This is a genomic window from Bradyrhizobium sp. CCBAU 051011 (assembly GCF_009930815.1).
GTDB lineage: Bacteria > Pseudomonadota > Alphaproteobacteria > Rhizobiales > Xanthobacteraceae > Bradyrhizobium.
Genome location: NZ_CP022222.1, coordinates 8,829,033 through 8,845,789, shown reverse-complemented (window position 1 = coordinate 8,845,789; position 16,757 = coordinate 8,829,033). Strand labels below are relative to the sequence as shown.

General features: G+C 59.6%; 15 protein-coding genes. 7 read left to right on the top strand and 8 right to left on the bottom strand.

The window, feature by feature from the left end; translation table 11 throughout:
• Window positions 1-50: 50 nt before the first annotated feature.
• Entirely contained in the window at window positions 51-1,277 is a 1,227-nt protein-coding gene (locus tag ACH79_RS41580) for a glycosyltransferase family 4 protein (RefSeq protein WP_161855926.1), read from the top strand.
• 194 nt (window positions 1,278-1,471) lie between these two features.
• On the opposite strand, the gene ACH79_RS41575 is transcribed toward ACH79_RS41580, so the two are convergent.
• The 3 genes from ACH79_RS41575 to ACH79_RS41565 form a co-directional block, all read right to left on the bottom strand.
• Complete coding sequence (locus ACH79_RS41575; protein ID WP_161855925.1) at window positions 1,472-2,131, bottom strand: hypothetical protein; 660 nt, start codon at window positions 2,129-2,131, stop codon at window positions 1,472-1,474.
• Between the two features lie 11 nt (window positions 2,132-2,142).
• Entirely contained in the window at window positions 2,143-2,619 is a 477-nt protein-coding gene (locus ACH79_RS41570) for a type II 3-dehydroquinate dehydratase (RefSeq protein ID WP_246738343.1), read from the bottom strand.
• A gap of 677 nt (window positions 2,620-3,296) precedes the next feature.
• Window positions 3,297-4,487, bottom strand: a complete 1,191-nt coding sequence (locus ACH79_RS41565) for a CaiB/BaiF CoA-transferase family protein (protein ID WP_161855924.1) — start codon at window positions 4,485-4,487, stop codon at window positions 3,297-3,299.
• A gap of 328 nt (window positions 4,488-4,815) precedes the next feature.
• Here ACH79_RS41565 and ACH79_RS41560 point away from each other — a divergent pair, with 328 nt between their 5' ends.
• The 5 genes from ACH79_RS41560 (at window position 4,816) to ACH79_RS41540 (ending at window position 11,496) form a co-directional block, all read left to right on the top strand.
• Window positions 4,816-7,998, top strand: coding sequence for a M10 family metallopeptidase C-terminal domain-containing protein (locus tag ACH79_RS41560; RefSeq protein WP_161855923.1), 3,183 nt, complete (start codon window positions 4,816-4,818; stop codon window positions 7,996-7,998).
• A gap of 335 nt (window positions 7,999-8,333) precedes the next feature.
• Window positions 8,334-9,347, top strand: coding sequence for a glycosyltransferase family 2 protein (locus ACH79_RS41555; protein WP_246738342.1), 1,014 nt, complete (start codon window positions 8,334-8,336; stop codon window positions 9,345-9,347).
• On the top strand, window positions 9,298-10,143 hold the full coding sequence (locus ACH79_RS41550; RefSeq protein WP_161855921.1) for a hypothetical protein: 846 nt from the start codon (window positions 9,298-9,300) through the stop codon (window positions 10,141-10,143). The genes ACH79_RS41555 and ACH79_RS41550 overlap by 50 nt, the downstream gene beginning before the upstream one ends.
• Window positions 10,140-10,853: an FkbM family methyltransferase gene (locus tag ACH79_RS41545; protein ID WP_161855920.1), complete on the top strand. Its 714-nt coding sequence runs from the start codon at window positions 10,140-10,142 to the stop codon at window positions 10,851-10,853. Before ACH79_RS41550 ends, ACH79_RS41545 begins: the two co-directional genes overlap by 4 nt.
• A 13-nt stretch (window positions 10,854-10,866) precedes the next feature.
• Window positions 10,867-11,496 (top strand): class I SAM-dependent methyltransferase, encoded by a 630-nt coding sequence (locus ACH79_RS41540; protein ID WP_161855919.1) that lies wholly within the window; start codon window positions 10,867-10,869, stop codon window positions 11,494-11,496.
• Here ACH79_RS41540 and ACH79_RS41535 read toward each other — a convergent pair.
• From ACH79_RS41535 to ACH79_RS41515, 5 genes are all read right to left on the bottom strand, one after another.
• Window positions 11,493-12,419 carry a hypothetical protein gene (locus tag ACH79_RS41535; protein WP_161855918.1) on the bottom strand — a complete coding sequence of 309 codons (927 nt, stop codon included), beginning with the start codon at window positions 12,417-12,419 and terminating at the stop codon, window positions 11,493-11,495. The genes ACH79_RS41540 and ACH79_RS41535 overlap by 4 nt on opposite strands.
• 12 nt (window positions 12,420-12,431) lie before the next feature.
• Window positions 12,432-13,094 (bottom strand): acetyltransferase, encoded by a 663-nt coding sequence (locus tag ACH79_RS41530; RefSeq protein WP_161855917.1) that lies wholly within the window; start codon window positions 13,092-13,094, stop codon window positions 12,432-12,434.
• Window positions 13,095-13,542: 448 nt separating this feature from the next.
• The gene (locus tag ACH79_RS41525) at window positions 13,543-14,262 is read right to left on the bottom strand and encodes a WbqC family protein (protein WP_161855916.1); all 720 of its coding nucleotides are present in this window, start codon (window positions 14,260-14,262) and stop codon (window positions 13,543-13,545) included.
• A 204-nt stretch (window positions 14,263-14,466) separates the two neighbouring features.
• Window positions 14,467-14,994: a bifunctional 2-polyprenyl-6-hydroxyphenol methylase/3-demethylubiquinol 3-O-methyltransferase UbiG gene (locus tag ACH79_RS41520; RefSeq protein WP_161855915.1), complete on the bottom strand. Its 528-nt coding sequence runs from the start codon at window positions 14,992-14,994 to the stop codon at window positions 14,467-14,469.
• A gap of 72 nt (window positions 14,995-15,066) precedes the next feature.
• Window positions 15,067-15,348, bottom strand: a complete 282-nt coding sequence (locus ACH79_RS41515; RefSeq protein WP_161855914.1) for a hypothetical protein — start codon at window positions 15,346-15,348, stop codon at window positions 15,067-15,069.
• A 365-nt stretch (window positions 15,349-15,713) separates the two neighbouring features.
• Between ACH79_RS41515 and ACH79_RS41510 the strand changes: the two genes are divergently transcribed.
• Window positions 15,714-16,643 carry a hypothetical protein gene (locus ACH79_RS41510; RefSeq protein WP_246738341.1) on the top strand — a complete coding sequence of 310 codons (930 nt, stop codon included), beginning with the start codon at window positions 15,714-15,716 and terminating at the stop codon, window positions 16,641-16,643.
• The last annotated feature ends 114 nt before the right edge of the window (window positions 16,644-16,757 follow it).

Sequence of the window (16,757 nt, the reverse complement as noted above, 5' to 3'; positions counted from 1 at the left end):
GCTCGAAGGAGCCGGTCGACCTTCGGGCCTTGCAAACCGTTTCGAAAGCCATGACACAAAAGTCCGCTAAAGTCGTCGTCGTCAGCCAGCACTATCCGCCGGATCCGAGCACAACGGCGGCGATCATGGCGTCGATTTCCCGGCGCGTGGCGCAGGAGGCCGACGTCTTGGTGCTGTCGGGAACGGCGGGCTCCGCCGCCGCCGCGTCCGCCGACAAGCCTGATGTCGTTGAGGTCAGGAACTGGATGCCAGGCAAGGCCGCGCTGCTCAAGCGCGCCCTGGCTGAACTGCTGTTTACGGCGAGGACCTTCATTGCGCTGTTAATGAAGCTGCGGCGCGGCGACGTCACGCTCACCGTGCCTGCACCGTTCATGCTGCCCTATGCCTTCGCCGCGGCCGCCAAACTAAAAGGTGCCAAGTCAGTGCTGATCATGCACGACCTCTATCCCGACGTTCTCATCATGGCAGGTCTCCTGAAGCCGCATTCGTTGCTGGCGAAGGCAATACATGCGCTGAACGCGCCGATGTTTCGCGCGCTCGATGCCATCGTCATCATCGGCCGCGACACCGAAAAGCTGCTGCTGCGCTATGGCGGAGTGAGCCGTGACAGGATTCGCTTCATTCCGAACTGGACGACGCTCGCGCGCGGCGTTCGCGCGATCGATCCTGATAATCCGTACCGTCGTTCGCTTTCCGGCCGCTTCGTCGTCGGGCTGTCAGGCAATCTCGGCTTTACCCACGATCCTGTCATCGTCTTCGAGGCGGCGCGCCGGTTGCAGGGCGACAAGGATATTCACTTCCTGCTGTCGGGCTGGGGAGTGGGTTTTGACCAGTTGAAGGCCATGCAAGCCGAGGCGGGGCTTGTGAACGTCACCCTGGTCGATCGCGTCGAGGACGATCAACTGGAGACGTTTCTTTCGGCCGCGGACGCCTGGATCATCCCCTACCGCAGGAACGTCGCCGGCGTATCAGTGCCCAGCCGGTTCTACAATTTGCTGGCGATCGGCCGTCCCGTGATCCTGGTTTCCGAACCCGACGCCGAGGCCGCGCTGACAGTGACCGAGCATGATGTCGGCTGGGTCGTCGAGCCCGGCAACGCCGACGAACTGGCGAAAGCGATCAGTGGTGCGGCCAATTCAGTGGATCCTCAGCGGGCCGAACGCGCGACCGAGGTCTCCAAACGCTTCGATTTTGCCGCAGCCATGGCAGGTTATTGCGAGCTGATCCGCGAGCTCGCGCAGAAAGAGTCTATCGAGGCGCGGAAAATGCATGGCTAGATCCGTATTTTCGCTAGTGAATGAGGGCAAGACAATAGCGGCGCGCATGTCCGAACACGAAGTAGATCTAGCTATTTACAACTACTATGAGAAAGATCACGCGGCGTAGGAGGTAAGATAGTTCTGGGTTCGCGACGTCGTCGCGCTCTAGAATGACAGAGCTACCTGCTATGTGTCGATGTACATCAGTTGCCTCAGCCCGGCAGGAGCCGCTTCGGCAGGCTGAAGGCGATCCGGTAAAGCGGCAGGTCGTCGATCGCTCCGTGATCCTCAGCGGGAAGCGTCTTGCGCAGGTGAGCGAGGGCATCGCGGACTGCGGCTTCGTCCAGTCCCTCAATCAGCAGCAAGGCAGCAAAGGAGCTGTCATTGGCCCGCATGCCCTTTTCGCGAGTCTTGATCGATGTCTGTGCGATGTCGGTGAGCAGCAAGCGCGCGGCGACAATGCGGTCGAGACGCGCGATCTCGGCGACAAGCGGAGCAGCATCCCAGGATGGCGCCCCATCTAGGCGCAGCGGAGCGACGATGCCGCCCTGGCCGATGCCGGCCGAGGCCGCAACGCGGCCGCCGCCGCGCGCGAAATTGCCGAGCCGGGGCATGATGGCTTGCGACCATGGTGTCGGTGCGTTCAGCCGGGCCAGATAATCCGGCCCGCCGACGACGCGCTCATCCTCGAGCTCGTAAAGGATGAAGTAGCGGTTCACCGCGACGCCCAGCGCGCGAAAGATGCGGCAGGCCAGAAAACCGTTGATGCCGACGCGCTCGGCGGCATGTTCGCGCGTGATCCAGTGCGCCCAGTCGGTTTCGTCCTGCGGCGTCAGATCGCTCCAGATGGCGAGATAGCCGGCTCCCTGCATGGCGGAATTCCTTACTTCGGGCCGACGCGCAGGGCAGCCGGGAGCGCCGCGGGCAGCCTGCCGGCGCCCTGCAGCGCGGCCTGCATGGCCACGATATAGCCGTAGGGGCCGAGGCCGGCGATCACGCCCTTGACCGCGGCAGAGAGCTTGGAGTGGCGGTGCAGCTCGTCGCGGGCGTGGATATTGGAGATGTGCACCTCGTAGATCGGCCCCTCGAAGATCTTCATGGCATCGAACATCGCAATCGAGGTGAAGGAGTAGGCGGCGGGGTTGATGATGAGGGCATCCGCCGAGGTCCGCGCCGATTGGATCAGGTCGACCAGCACGCCCTCGTGGTTGGACTGGTGAAACGCCAGCTCCGCGCCGGCAAAGGCGGCGAACTCCTCGCAGGAGGCCTTGATGGCGGGAAGCGTGGTCGAGCCGTAGATGTGCGGCTCGCGGATGCCGAGCATGTTGAGGTTCGGGCCATTGAGGATCATGATGCGCATGGAATGCCTTTCACGGGAAAATGATGGGGCAGTGTAGCCAATCGCGGCGACATGTCAGCCGCCGAACCATTTCGCCGGCACGGACAGCGCGCTGAAGCGCGACGCCGAGACCGCGGCCGGACGCTGCGCGCTCATGTGAGCAATTGCGTGGAGCACGCGCTCGCAATACCCTGCGGTAGATCCGCCGGATTGGTAATACTAGCTTCCATTCGATGGCTTATTGCGTCGTCCGCTTTGACCAGCGTCCGGCACTCGTCGATTTGTCGGCTGTGGTACCCGCGGCTACTGCGTCAGTTTGATTGTGGCTTCCACACTGGAAAACAGGGGATTCGGGGCGCATATTGCGGCAATGGCATACTGGATCAAAGTAGCTCTTATCATTTTCGGTATTTTTGCCGGATGGGTGGCCCTTGGCGTTTTGACGTATGATGACAGCGTCAGGGTTGATTACGTGCGATGAGAAGGAAGAAACGATGACGATTCACCCAAACGCCCCCGCGACCTAACCAGCTCGCCAACTCGATCATCGACTTTGCGGCTCGCATATCGCCGACAACATCCAGACGGTCAGTCAATTACAAATCGGCGGGGACGACGCTTGCGGCCAGAGCCCGGCATTGTTTCCGGGCTTTTGTTCGCGAACCTGCCGCGTCGCCGCCTAAAGACGGGTGCGTTTCTCACACCACCCTGCGCTGGCGCAATTCCGAAATCTCTTCCTTGCCGAAGCCGAACTCGGCCAGCACCTCTTCGGTCTGTTCGCCGAATTCCGGCGGCCGCGCGGCCATGCTGCTTGGCGTGCGCGACAGCGACACCGGCTGGCCGACGAGCTGGATGTGGCGGTTCTCGTCGTTCGGCACGTGCTGGGCGATGCCGAGGTGCTTGACCTGCGCGTCCTCGAACATCTGGTCAATCGAATAGATCGGGCCGCAGGGCACGCCGGCCTCGTTCAATTCCTTGACCCAGGTTTCCGTCGACTTCTTTTCGGTGAGCTTGCCGATCGCGGCATTGAGCGCATCGCGGTTCTTCGAGCGCGCCGGCGCGGTGGCGTAATGGGGATTGGTGATCAATTCGGGCGCGCCGATCGCCTGCGCGCAGCGTTCCCAGATCCGCCCGCCTGTGGTGGCGATATTGATATAGCCGTCGGAGGTCTTGAAGACGCCAGTCGGGATCGAGGTCGGGTGGTTGTTGCCGGCCTGCCTGGCGACGTCCTTTTCCATCAGCCAGCGCGAGGCCTGGAAATCCAGCATGAAGATCTGCGCCTGCAGCAGCGAGGTCTGCACCCACTGGCCCTCGCCGGAGACGTCGCGCTCCAGCAGCGCGGTCAGGATGCCAAGCGCGCAGAACAGCCCGGCGGTGAGGTCGGCGACGGGGATGCCGACCCGCATCGGGCCTTCGCCGGGCGCGCCGGTGATCGACATCAGCCCGCCCATGCCCTGCGCGATCTGATCGAAGCCCGGTCGCTTGTGGTAGGGGCCGTCCTGGCCGAAGCCGGAGATGCTGCCATAGACGAGGCGCGGATTGATCCGGCGTAGGCTCTCATAGTCGATGCCGAGCTTGGCCTTCACGTCGGGACGGAAGTTCTCGACCACCACGTCGGCCTGCTCCGCGAGGCGCTTGAACACGTCCAGGCCCTTGGGGTCCTTCAAATTCAGCGTCATGGCCCGCTTGTTGCGGTGCAAATTCTGGAAATCCGAGCCTTGGCGCGGGCCGCCCGGCTGCTCGCCGCCATCTTCCAGCAGCGCGTCGATCTTGATGACATTGGCGCCCCAGTCCGCCAGCTGCCGCACGCAAGTGGGCCCAGAGCGAACGCGGGTGAGGTCGAGCACGGTGAAGCGGGAAAGGGCCTGCGAAGCGCGTGGGAAAGGCATTGAGAAACCTTATTTTTTTGGATTTTCGCGGATGGGAAGGAGGCAGCCCGGCCTGACTTAAACAAATCTGGCGATGATTTCCAACAGCTTGTTGGAGGCCGGGCCTGAGGGACGGTGTGGCGGCAGGTCCAGGCCGGAAGCCCGCCTGCGCGGCGAAGCGAATCCTACCTCCGCAAAACTACGGGGTAATACCGAAGATTTTTTGCTTTTCGCTGCAATGCGTTGAAATTGAAGCGCGTGCGACAGGCTGCTGGTAAACAAGCATTAACGAAGCGATTCTAGCGTCCCGTGTGCTTTTGCAATTTTCATGCTGCCGACGGGCTTTTCGATGAAGAAGAACCTTTCTCCGTTCGATGACGTCTGGACCTTTGCGGCGCCGGACGCCGGCAGCGACGCGTCCATCCCGCCGCACGAGCCGGTACACGACACGCTCGTGATCGATGACGGCGACCAGTTCCCCGTCGCGGCCGAAACCGTAACCACGGTCGTAACGAGCGCAGCGAAACCGGTGGCCTCAATCGCGACGCTGGCCGACTACCTCGTCAACGGCTTCTGGCAATACAACAGCACGATCGCTCATCACTGGGCCTCCAGCACCATCACCTACAATTTCAGTGCACTGAACTCGGCCGAGAAGTTTCTGGCCCAGTCGGCGCTGCAGGCGTGGTCCGAGGTCGCCAACGTCACGTTCGTCCAGACGACCGGCGCGGCGAACATCACGTTCAGCAATTCCGGTACGATGCAGGCTTATGCGAGCGGGACCTGGAATGGCTCGGGCGCGATCACCTCCATGAATATCGTGATCAGCTCCGACTGGGTCACCACCGACGGCGGCGCCAACGACGGCAAGACCGGCATCGACAGCTATGCCTATCAGACATACATCCACGAAGTCGGGCACGCGCTCGGGCTTGGCCATCAGGGGCCGTACAATGGCAGCGCGTCGTATGCGACCAACGCGACCTACGCCAACGACACCTGGCAATATTCGATCATGTCGTATTTCTCGGAGCCGAATTATTCCGGGAGTTCGTACCGCTACGTCGTCACGCCGCAAATGGCCGACATCTACGCGATGGCTTCGATCTACGGGGCGGCGACCACCACCAGGACCGGCGATACCGTCTATGGCTTCAACAGCAACGCTGGCGCGGTGTTCAACTTCTCTGCCTACAGCTCGGCGCCGGCGCTGACGATCTACGACAGCGGCGGCAACGACACGCTCGATTGCTCCGGCTATTCGGCGGCGCAGACCATCGACCTGCATTCGGGCGCCTTTTCCTCGGTCGGCGGCCTCGTCAACAACATCGGGATCGCGCTCAACGCGACCATCGAGAAGGCGATTGGCGGCAGCGGCAACGACAAGCTGACCGCGAGCGACACCGGCTGCACGCTGTCGGGCGGAGGCGGCAGCGATACGCTGATTGGCGGCGCCGGTAACGACAAGCTGATCGGCGGCATCGGCGTCGACACGATGACCGGCGGCGCGAGCGGCGACACGTTCGTATTCCTGCTCGGCGAAAGCTTGGCCACCAGCGGGCTGCACGACCGCATCACCGATTTCGAATCCGGAGCGGACCACATCGACCTCAGTGGATACGATGCGATCAGCAGCACCGGCAGCTACGATCAATTCAAGTTCCTCGGGACCGCGGCTTTCGACGGCGCGGCCGGCGAACTCAATTACTTCTACAACAGCGCCACCGGCATCACCACGTTGCAAGGCGATACCAACGGGGACGGCGCCGCTGACTTCGCGATCGACCTAACAGGGAATATCGCGATCACCCTTTCCGAACTGATAGGCGTCTATTCGACGCCGGTGGTGATCGAGTCGTTCGGGTCGACCAACCTGACCCAGGTCGGCAGCAACTACTATCTCTACAATTCGGGCGTAGGTCCGCAGTTGCAGTATTTGGGCGCGCCGGTTGTGACGGGGCAGATCTCGGGCTGGTCACCGATCGCGGCGGAACAAATCTCGGGCGGCTACCAAGTCGTCTGGAAGGCCAATGGCGCCGATCAATACACGCTCTGGACCACCGACAGCAGCGGCAAGTTCGTGTCCTACATTCCGGCGATGCCGGGATCCAGTTTGGTGTTGGAAAGCGCCGAGACCACCTTCCAGCAAGATCTGAACGGTGATGGCCTGCTCGGAATTCGCACCGCCGTGATTGAGTCGTTCGGCTCGACCAGCCTGACCCAGGTTGCGAACAATTACTATCTCTACAATTCGGGCGTAGGCCCGCAGTTGCAGTATTTGGGCGCGCCGGTTGTTGCGGGACAGATCTCGGGCTGGGCACCGATAGCGGCAGAACAAATCTCGGGCGGCTATCAGGTCGTTTGGAAGGCGAATGGTGCCGATCAATACACGCTCTGGACCACCGACAGCAGCGGCAAGTTCGTTTCATACATTCCCGCGATGTCGGGATCGAGCTCGGTGCTGGAATCGGCCGAGACCACCTTCCAGCAAGATCTGAATGGCGACGGCCTGATCGGAATCCCCACCGTCGTGATCGAGTCATCCGGTTCGACCAGCCTGACCCAGGTTGGAAGCAACTATTATCTCTACAATTCCGGCGTAGGTCCGCAGTTGCAGTATTTAGGCGCGGCGGTTGTTGCGGGACAGATCTCGGGCTGGGCACCGATAGCGGCAGAACAAATCTCGGGCGGCTATCAGGTCGTTTGGAAGGCGAATGGTGCCGATCAGTACACGCTCTGGACCACCGACAGCAGCGGCAAGTTCGTTTCATACATTCCCGCGATGCCGGGATCCAGTTTGGTGTTGGAATCCGCGGAGACCACCTTCCAGCAAGATCTGAATGGCGATGGCCTGATCGGAATCCCCACCGTCGTGATCGAGTCGTCCGGTTCGACCAGCCTGACCCAGGTTGGAAGCAACTATTATCTCTACAATTCCGGCGTAGGTCCGCAGTTGCAGTATTTAGGCGCGGCGGTTGTTGCGGGACAGATCTCGGGCTGGGCACCGATAGCGGCAGAACAAATCTCGGGCGGCTATCAGGTCGTTTGGAAGGCGAATGGTGCTGATCAATACACGCTCTGGACCACCGACAGCAGCGGCAAGTTCGTTTCATACATTCCCGCGATGTCGGGATCGAGCTCGGTGCTGCAATCGGCCGAGACCAACTTCCAGCAAGACTTGAATGGCGACAGTGTTGTTGGCGTTCATTCCGCGCCACTTGTTGCGACCGGTACAAGCGCTCTGAATTTAGCCTTTGCGTTGCAAGAAAATGCGGGCACTGTTGTAGGAAACGATACCTTCCTATTTGGGTCAAACTTGAGCGCCGGGTTGATTGCGGCTGACCGGGGCACGATGTTGCTCAACGAGTTTCCGGCGCTTGACAGCGAACTGATTAAGCTGTTTCAAGACACCCAAAGCGAGCAAGGCGCGGTTCATTGGATTAGCCAGATCGACGTATTGAGCGGTCCCGATGCACTGCCGGCGAAAGCCGAAATAGTCGCTATACATGCCAACGGCTTCATCTTTCACTAGCCAGTATAGTGAGGGACGGTTCCCGATCCGGATCAGTTCCGTGCGTTGCTGTTGCCTGTCGACAACTATCTCGGAACACTCCTTTGCACGTGCGTGCGCGGGCTTGGACGCCCAAGGCCGATTGCTGACGACGCTTGATTCAACTAACCCAAGTCGCCTAAACTGATTGTGGGACAGACGCATCAGGCATCCGTTTGTTTGCGCGGCCGCCTGCTTCCCAATCCATGGCAAGGCGGACGCGCAAAAGACCGGCTTTTCATCACGTGGTCCGTGAGTTGCGACGAAATCCCACCGCTCGCGATATCTGACGAGGACGCTGCGTGAGACTGTCAATCGTGACGACCCTGTACCAGTCGGCATCGACGATCGACGAATTTTGCCGTCGTGTGTTGGCTGCGGCCGAGTTCATTACCGACGACATCGAACTCGTTATGGTCAATGACGGTTCGCCGGACGACAGTCTCGCTCGTGCGCTTGCGCTGCATGAGGCGGATCCTCGGGTGGTGGTGATTGATCTTGCGCGCAATTTTGGGCATCACAAGGCGCTAATGACTGGTCTCGCTCATGCGACTGGCGATCTCGTGTTTTTGATCGACAGCGATCTCGAGGAGGAGCCGGAGCTTCTGACGCCATTTCACGAACGCTTGATGCAGGGCGATTGCGATGTCGTGTTTGGTGTTCAGGAGAGCCGGCGAGGCGGTTGGTTCGATCGAGTGGCGGGAGAACTGTTCTTTTCCCTGATCGACGCACTGAGCGATCAGAAGATTCCGCGGAACAACGTGGTGGCTCGCCTGATGACGCGCGACTATGTTCGGGCGCTCGTTCGTCATCTCGACCGTGAATTCATGATGATCCATCTGATGCAGCTGGCCGGCTACCGGCAGGTGCCTGTGGTGATCCGCAAGCATGATCATTCGCCGTCCACATACTCCTTCCGCATGCGAACAGAGATGGCGATCAAGTTCCTGACGACCACTTCGACGAGGTTGCTTTACCTGATCCTGTATCTCGGAATCTCGATCTTCGCCCTGTCCCTCTTCGTCATCGTCTACTTTGTCGGCCGGTATTTCGCCTCCGGGGTCGGCGTTGACGGCTTCACCTCGCAGATTGTTTCCATTTGGTTCCTTGGCGGTCTGATCACGTTGATTCTCGGAATTTTCGGCATTTACATTGCCAACATATTGGCTGAGACGAAGCGTCGTCCCTATGCGGTGGTCCGTCGCGTCCATCGGACCCCGGCGGCCCAATCCGAGCCGAAGGTCCGCAAGCTGGATCAAGCCCATTCCGTAGCCGGCGCGGTTGACGCCCATCATCATTCAAGGTTTGTTGCCGGCCAAGAGCGCAGTTGAGGACCAGGAAAGAATGCCACTACGCGTTACAGAGATATCCCGACAGGATTTCAACGAGCTGGTTTATTCGCGAGCGGGCGAGTTCATGGAACGCGTCAACGCGCCGGAAGCGTTCGTGGTCACGGCCTTCTATGATTCCGACCGCATTCGTGAGCTTCGGAATGCCGCGTTTCAAACCGGCATGACGTCAGACGCAAGCTGGCATCCACTGCACGATGACTGTCCGGATTATCATCGGCTGCACGACAACTATCCGAAGGCTCACGTCAAGCAGAAGATGCATGCCTTTTACTATCACGGCTGGTATCCGCACAATAAAGACAAGTTCGACTTCTTCTCGGACATTTTCGCGATGAAGAATTTTCTGGCGGGCTACCCGGAAACAGAGTTTCTCGGCAATATCCCGTCCGATCGCTTTATCGCGCGCGTCAATATTCACCACTATCCGAGGGGCGGGGGATATCAGGCCGAACACATCGACCCAGTAGGCAAGCATGCCCAGATCCAGACTCTCGTTGCCGCATCCGAATTCGGCCGCGATTATTCAGCGGGCGGCGTCTTCGCGCGGTCGGCGGCGGGAGCGGAAAAGGAGTATGTCGATCCCTACATGAAGCCCGGCGACCTGCTGGTGATGTCGCCTGGAATCCATCATGGCGTCGACCCGGTTGATCCGGACGCGGCTTACGAATGGCAGAGCAATGACGGGCGCTGGATGATCCTGCCCATCATCGTGAGCTCGGATTATCCCAATCCGGAAGCCACGAAGCCCGTGCAGGTCGGGACTGCAGCAACGTGAAATCGCCGAGCATGCCGATCGTCACCGCGCAAGACCATTTTGAAGATCTCAAGAATATCTTCGAGCACGAGGAGCTTCGCCGCTTCGCCAAGACCGGCATCGTGCATGTAGGCGCCGACGTCGGCCAGGAGGTCGCGCAGTATTTCAGCTATGGATTTCAAAACATCATGCTGATTGAGGCGAATCCCGAATGCTGCAAGGTTCTGATTTCGAAATTCGGCGACGATCCCAGAGTCAAAATTTTCAATTATGCGGTGTGCGACAGGTTGGGCGCGATCGACTTTCATATCCATACGAGCCGCTCCGGAAGCACCGAGCCTGCAAGCATTCTCCCGATGAAGCGGTTCAATGAAATCGTAAAGACGCTCCACACCGCAATGACGATTCAGGTTCCGGCCATCACGCTCGATGCGCTGTTCGAGGAAAACCACATGGCTTTTGGCGCCTACAACTTCCTCAACATCGATATTCAGGGCGCCGAACTTCTCGCGTTCCGCGGTGCGAAGAAGCTGCTTTCTTCTGTCGATGTCGTCGTCTCGGAAGTTAATGTCGTGGAAATGTATGAGGATGGCGCGCTCGAGGCAGATCTGGTCAAGTTTCTGGACAGCCAGGGATTTGATAAGAAGCACGCGGTCTACCACACCCTGTACGACGAGAACTCGACCTTTCCGGCGTGGGGAGAGGGGCTGTTCGTCAAGCGACCAAAATGACAGCCGACCAGTGATGAACGAAGCCACTTCGATCCGCAGCACGGTTGCGGCATATTATGCGTCCAAGCTTGCGACGTTCGGCCCGACCCCGCAGGGAGTCGACTGGAACGGCGCTGGTTCGCATGAGTTGCGACATCGGCAATTTCTTCGCCTGATCGCCGGCGACAGGGAAGCCTCCGTCCTTGACCTCGGCTGCGGTTTCGGCGACTTCCTCCGCTTTCTCCGGGCGGAAGGCCATCAGGGCCCGTTCATTGGCTATGACGTGGCGGCTGACATGATCGCCGAGGCAATGCGACTGCATGGCAATACCTCGAATTGCCAATGGCAGGTCGGAGCCGAGCCGGCAGAGACAATGGACTTCGCGATCGCAAGCGGCATTCTCAATGTCAAAGGCGACGTGCCGACCGAGACTTGGGCTCGCTACGTCCATGACACCATAGACATCCTCGCGCGCGTCGGTCGCCGTGGCTTTGCCTTCAATGTCCTCAGTCTGTCGAGCGATCCGGATCGGCGGCGCGACGATCTATACTACGCAGACCCGGGCGAGATGCTGACCTACTGCATGCGCCGCTACGGCCGGTCAGTGGCGTTGCTGCAGGACTATGGTCTTTACGAATTCACGGTGATCGTGCGAACGGTCTAGTCGCGCTCCAGCGCGGCAATGCCGAAGCCGGCGTCGCCATAACGGCCGCCATTATACAGCATCATCCGTCCGATCTCGGTGTCGAACACGAAGGGGTAGCAGATCATAGATCCTTCCCAGCCCTCCGGATCGCGCTCGATTCCAGCCTCATCGTCCCGGCGTGCCCACTTGATGCCGTCCTTGGAGATCGCCATGCCGATGCGATATCCCCAATCGTCGGCGCGATACGAATACCAGGCCTTGTAGCTCCCGTCGTTCTCCCGCAACGGACAGAAGCGCGCGATCGCGACCTCGCCGGGGTGCTCGAAGGTAAGCGACTGTACGCCGGCAAGGTCCCAGCGAACGCCGTCCGGCGATTCGGCGTAGCGGATGTCATAGGAGGGCAGTGGGTTTGTGGCAGTCTGCCTCCACGGTCGACCGGACTGGTACCACATTCGCCACCGTCCGTTTTCAATCAGGACGGCGGGATCGGCGATGAATACCGGCTCCTGCATGCAGCGATCGAGCACGGGCCCGGCGCTGATCCGCTCGAACGGGCGATCCGGATCCCCGCTAGGACGTTCGGCAATGCCGACGGCGACATGGAAGCTGACGGTGGCGCCAAGATTCCATCCCTGATAGTAAAGCCGCTCCACGCCATCATTTTCCACGATCCAGCACCCCATGGCGCCGCTGTCGTCGAAACAGCCGAGCGGCCCCGGCGTCAGCAGAGGCTGATCCGAGCATCGCAAGATCCTGGTTGGATCGCGAATATCAATATCGAGCCAACTGACGTTGGATCGGTTCTCTCGGTCGCGCGGACTGAAATAGATCCGGTAGCTATAGTCGCCCAGTGTCCGGGCGATCGGGACGATGCCGTGGCTATGCAGCCATTCCGAATGCGCATTGGCTACGAAAATCCGTCCTAGTTTCTTCCATCGCATTTCCGGGATCTTTCAGATACGCCGCAGCCGCGTGCTCGGCACCGGCGAGCGTTCGGTGCCACGCGGCGCGATGACAGAAAAGTCGGGCTGATCTTCGAGTATCAGTGCTCCGGCGCCGATCACGCACTTCTTTCCGACCGTGACGTGATCGCGGAAGGTGGCGTTGACGCCGACGAAGCTGCCCTGGCCCACCCTGACGCCGCCGGAGATCACAATATGAGAGGCCATAAAGACATCGTCTTCAATGACCGAGTGGTGACCAATATGGTTGCCGCTCCACAGCGTGACGTTGGCGCCGATTTGTGCAAAGGGCTGAATGGTATTGTCCTCAAGGATAAAGCAGTTCTCCCGGATCTGCAGTCCGGCGAACAGGGTGGCCCGGCTGCTCACGTAAGACACCAACTGGTACCCCGCGTTCCGGGCGGCGGCCACCTTGGCGGCACGCAAATCGTTGATCCCCGAATAGCTTACAGCGACGAACAAACCAAAATTCAGCGGCGGGAATGTCTCCGTCAACCGCTCAAACGGTACCAGCGGGCGTCCACGAAATTGAGTATCCTTGATATAGGCCTCGTCGACCGTGAAGCCGACCACGTCATATTCGCTGTCGTGGGTAAAATAGAAATCGGCGAGTTCAGCGATCTCTCCGTTGCCAAACAAGACGATTTGCCGCATCGCGATGAATCCTCAAGCCAATAGTGATACGAGAACTAGTAGCTGCGGAGAAGCTGTCAATCGCGCAGCCGGCAACGCAGAATGGATTCCCAGCCTACATGCAGCTTGCGCCCGCACGCAAAACAAAATCGGACCTTTAAATGTCCTATCTCTAAGGTTGTGTCAGCAACACGATACAATCGCTATTTTTAAAAATTCGGCAACGTCCATCGATTTCCGCGGACGCGCCTGTGCCGTCGGTCGTGTTGCCGTCGACTGATTGATACATACGGGGCAACGGTATCGCTTGCGCCAGTGGCGTTACCCCGTAATTGCAGAACGGCAGGCGCGCAAAGTCGCAGACGGAACTTTCTTGTTAGCTGTAAAGTGACGCGACTATTTCCGAGCAAAGTCGTGAACGTTCGGACAGGAATGGGAAAAGCTCCGGACGATACTACCAGCTGGAGCTTTAGCCTGGAATGCCGCCTGCGGTCAGCCCGCTCGATCCGCCGGAGAGGTAGCGCGGAGCCTGCTGTCCGGTATGGAAAAGCAGATCTAGTATGGTGACCGCATGTTCAAAAGCGCCATGAAGCTGCGGATACTCCGGATACCCGTCATAGCTCATCCATTCCGGTGTGATGCCGGCTGACGTGAACAGCGATTCGTCGAAATAACTTTTGGCCGAGGGGCCGCTGACGTATCGATCGGCTCCGGCGGCCTGGCAGATCGCCAGAAGACGTTCTGTTTTCTCGCCTTGCGCGGGATAGGCTGAGTCGCTGACGATCCTGGTCGTAAGCCCGAGCAGCTCGGCGATACCGGCCACGAACAACGTGTTGACGTCGCTCAAACGCGCCAGCTTGTCTGCGCGCTCATACCAGCCCTTTACTGTGGGCGCGAGTTGCTCGAAAAAGGGGGCACGCTTGTAGGCGAGTTCGAGCGCTCGCCAATGCTTGTCGGCCCACGGCTTTTCGATTTCGACCTGATCGATCGGCTGTTCGAACCGCCCCTTCGCGATCACCGGAATGGTGAGCCACTGCACGCCGTTGGCGGTCTTGATGCGGTTGCGGTTGTGCCAGTGCCGCTTCACGTATTGCGCACTGTCGTAAATGACATACTCCTCGCAGCGGCCGATCAGGTCGAAAAAACCCTTCCACGGGATGTAGCAGGACTGTATGATGCAAATGCGCAAATGACAGCTCAGCGAGACGGGTGTTGGATTGTTCGGAAAAGATTTCGGCCGTCATGCCTGATCGCAAAATTCTCACTGGTCCTCTGGTCGGTCAATCTGCAACTCCAGTCTGGCAGCCGTTTCGGGCAATCATGACGGCGTGGTCATATGGAACTCGGAGCAAATCGCGAAAAACGCGGGTTTGAACATTAAAGTCCAGTCCGTTCAGCAATCCAAGGTACCCTCTTGAGTTCGGATATTCATGCCCGAATCCAGCCAATTGAAGAGCTTCGCTATCGTGTGCTGTCCAGAAAGCCAAACGGGGTCCAGCGTGATGAGCTTCCCGTCGTCCTTCAAGAGAGGCTTCAGCGATCTGAAGAGAGCGGCGGCTTCGTCATCGCCAAGGTGGTGAAGAACTCCCGAGACATTTATCAAGTGGAACGCTCGTTCCTCCTGCTTCAGACCATGGGCGACATTTCCGACGATGAAGCGGCCACGGTCGCCGTACACTTCCCGCGCGTAGGCGATGTGCTTTTCGTTCAGATCGATGCCGGTGTAGTCGATCGGGGGGAGATAGGCGAGAACATTTGCCGGGCCACAGCCGACGTCCAGCATCTTCATGCCGGCCTTTGGCTGCAAGACGTCGTTGACGTATCGCGACATAGCCCGATCCGCACCCAGCGAAAACATCAGCCCTTTGTAGATCGATGGGATCGTAATCAGCCGATAAGCGCCAGAAATTCGCTGCGCCAATTTTAGAGCCTCCGGGCTGTGCGCTTTCTGATGCGCTGATAAGTGGTGGACCAGTGGTGTATCACCACACTGCTACAGTAAACAACCGCCATGCTCCCGAACCCGGGGAACCGCACGTGTCCTCACGGTCTCCTTTGGCGCGGTCAGGATTTCGAGCTTTGCGCGACTAAAGTCGCCGGCACTTGACGAGACGAGCAACGCTTGCGGCTTGACGGAAATCGCAAGGTGGCCGAAGTCGTCGTTCACGTTCCAATCGCCCGGCAGGCGGACTTTTTTCGTCGCTTGCCGTAGCCGCCCCAAGCCTTCCAGGAATCCGCCCACACCCAATGTTCCGCCAAGGGTATCGGCCGTCAATCGGCAGGACTACATGCAGGCGTCGCGGATTTTCCCCACCAGGCGACTGTTCGTCTCGCTCCGCATTTCCTTGTGCATGACGCTCGCTTCGACGGAAGCTTTGACCAGGTCGGCGGATGAGTAGGATCAATTCCGAGCGCGCGAGTTGGTCTGACGCGAGAACGCATCACCTACGCCGGGAATCGAATCGAGAATCGGAATTCCCGGCCGCTGCTTGTTGCCGTCTCGATGATCAGGCCGGCTAACAGCACGGTCTAGCCGCTAAAGACCGCGATCGAGCTCTTGACGCGCCGCTACGAGATCGTTGGCGTCAGCGATCCCGCACTTCATATTTTCATGGCGTTGCGCAGTACGCGCAACGAAGCATGTTGGGTTTGCCTCTCGACAAGTTGCCTTGTATTTCTATTTCGGCTGGCATGACCGATCGGCAACATTTTGGTCGCCGTGCGCGCGCATGGTTCCCTTGGCCAACGTTCTGTGCGCGCAATACGATGGTGACTTCCCGATTTGCCCCGCTGTTGATGGCGCCCGTTGTTGCCGCTAGGGTGACCGCAGATCCGAGCGCGCTGCAGACGGCCGGTGGCGGAATAAGCATGATCAAGTGGTCCCATATTCTCGTTCTGGTTCTGCTGTCCGACGGAGCGGTTGCGCTCGGCATGTCGTCTGAACTGATGGCCGCGACCTCGTCCGCATCGGATATCTTGTCGAATGACCGGCCAAGGGATGCCGCAGAGATTGTCGATATCGGAGCCGTCAAACCGATCGCGCGGCCGAACCGGAAAACTGTCAAACCGGCGCAGGGCGGAAACCTGCTGAGGTCGGTTCCGCTCTCCGCGCTGTCAGGCACGCAGGAGCGACTGAATTTCTCAGCCTCCAGACGGCCGCCGCAGCGGGCCGTGGTTGCTCGGTCGGTGGAGCAGGTGGCGGCTCCGCCACCTCCAACGGCCGGACCAGAACACCTGACGCTAGCACTAATCGGAGCCGTCGTTGGAGACAGCGATGCGATTGCCGTTTTTCTCGACCGGACCAACCAGCGGATCGTCCGCTTGCGGCAGGACGACGCCCATGCGGGTTGGGTGCTGAATTCAGTGGTCGGCCGCGCATTCACGCTCAAGAAGGCCGATCAGGTCGAAACGCTCGCTGTCCAGCGCCGGAAAGCTCCAGCGGCTGGCGCAAGCAGCCCCAAGCCTGCATCGGCGCGGTGCCGCCGCTTGCCTCGGGCGGTTTCGACGCGTCCTCTGCGCCGTTCGGTTCGCCGCACGACACCAAAGAGCGGCGAGGCGGGCGGTCTATAACATGCATTCAATGGCGCGGCCGAGTTGAATTTAACAATGACAATCCATCACAACGGACAGCCGACGTTCGCGCATGGCTTCCAACAGGCTACGTCGGCTAGGACCTGTAGAGAG

Bases quoted from the DNA above. Each gene is read 5' to 3' on its own strand.
- ACH79_RS41580 (WP_161855926.1), top strand. From the start codon at position 51: ATGACACAAAAGTCCGCTAAAGTCGTCGTCGTCAGCCAGCACTATCCG.
- ACH79_RS41575 (WP_161855925.1), bottom strand. From the start codon at position 2,131: ATGCAGGGAGCCGGCTATCTCGCCATCTGGAGCGATCTGACGCCGCAG.
- ACH79_RS41570 (WP_246738343.1), bottom strand. From the start codon at position 2,619: ATGCGCATCATGATCCTCAATGGCCCGAACCTCAACATGCTCGGCATC.
- ACH79_RS41565 (WP_161855924.1), bottom strand. From the start codon at position 4,487: ATGCCTTTCCCACGCGCTTCGCAGGCCCTTTCCCGCTTCACCGTGCTC.
- ACH79_RS41560 (WP_161855923.1), top strand. From the start codon at position 4,816: ATGAAGAAGAACCTTTCTCCGTTCGATGACGTCTGGACCTTTGCGGCG.
- ACH79_RS41540 (WP_161855919.1), top strand. From the start codon at position 10,867: ATGAACGAAGCCACTTCGATCCGCAGCACGGTTGCGGCATATTATGCG.
- ACH79_RS41535 (WP_161855918.1), bottom strand. From the start codon at position 12,419: ATGCGATGGAAGAAACTAGGACGGATTTTCGTAGCCAATGCGCATTCG.
- ACH79_RS41530 (WP_161855917.1), bottom strand. From the start codon at position 13,094: ATGCGGCAAATCGTCTTGTTTGGCAACGGAGAGATCGCTGAACTCGCC.
- ACH79_RS41510 (WP_246738341.1), top strand. From the start codon at position 15,714: ATGTTGGGTTTGCCTCTCGACAAGTTGCCTTGTATTTCTATTTCGGCT.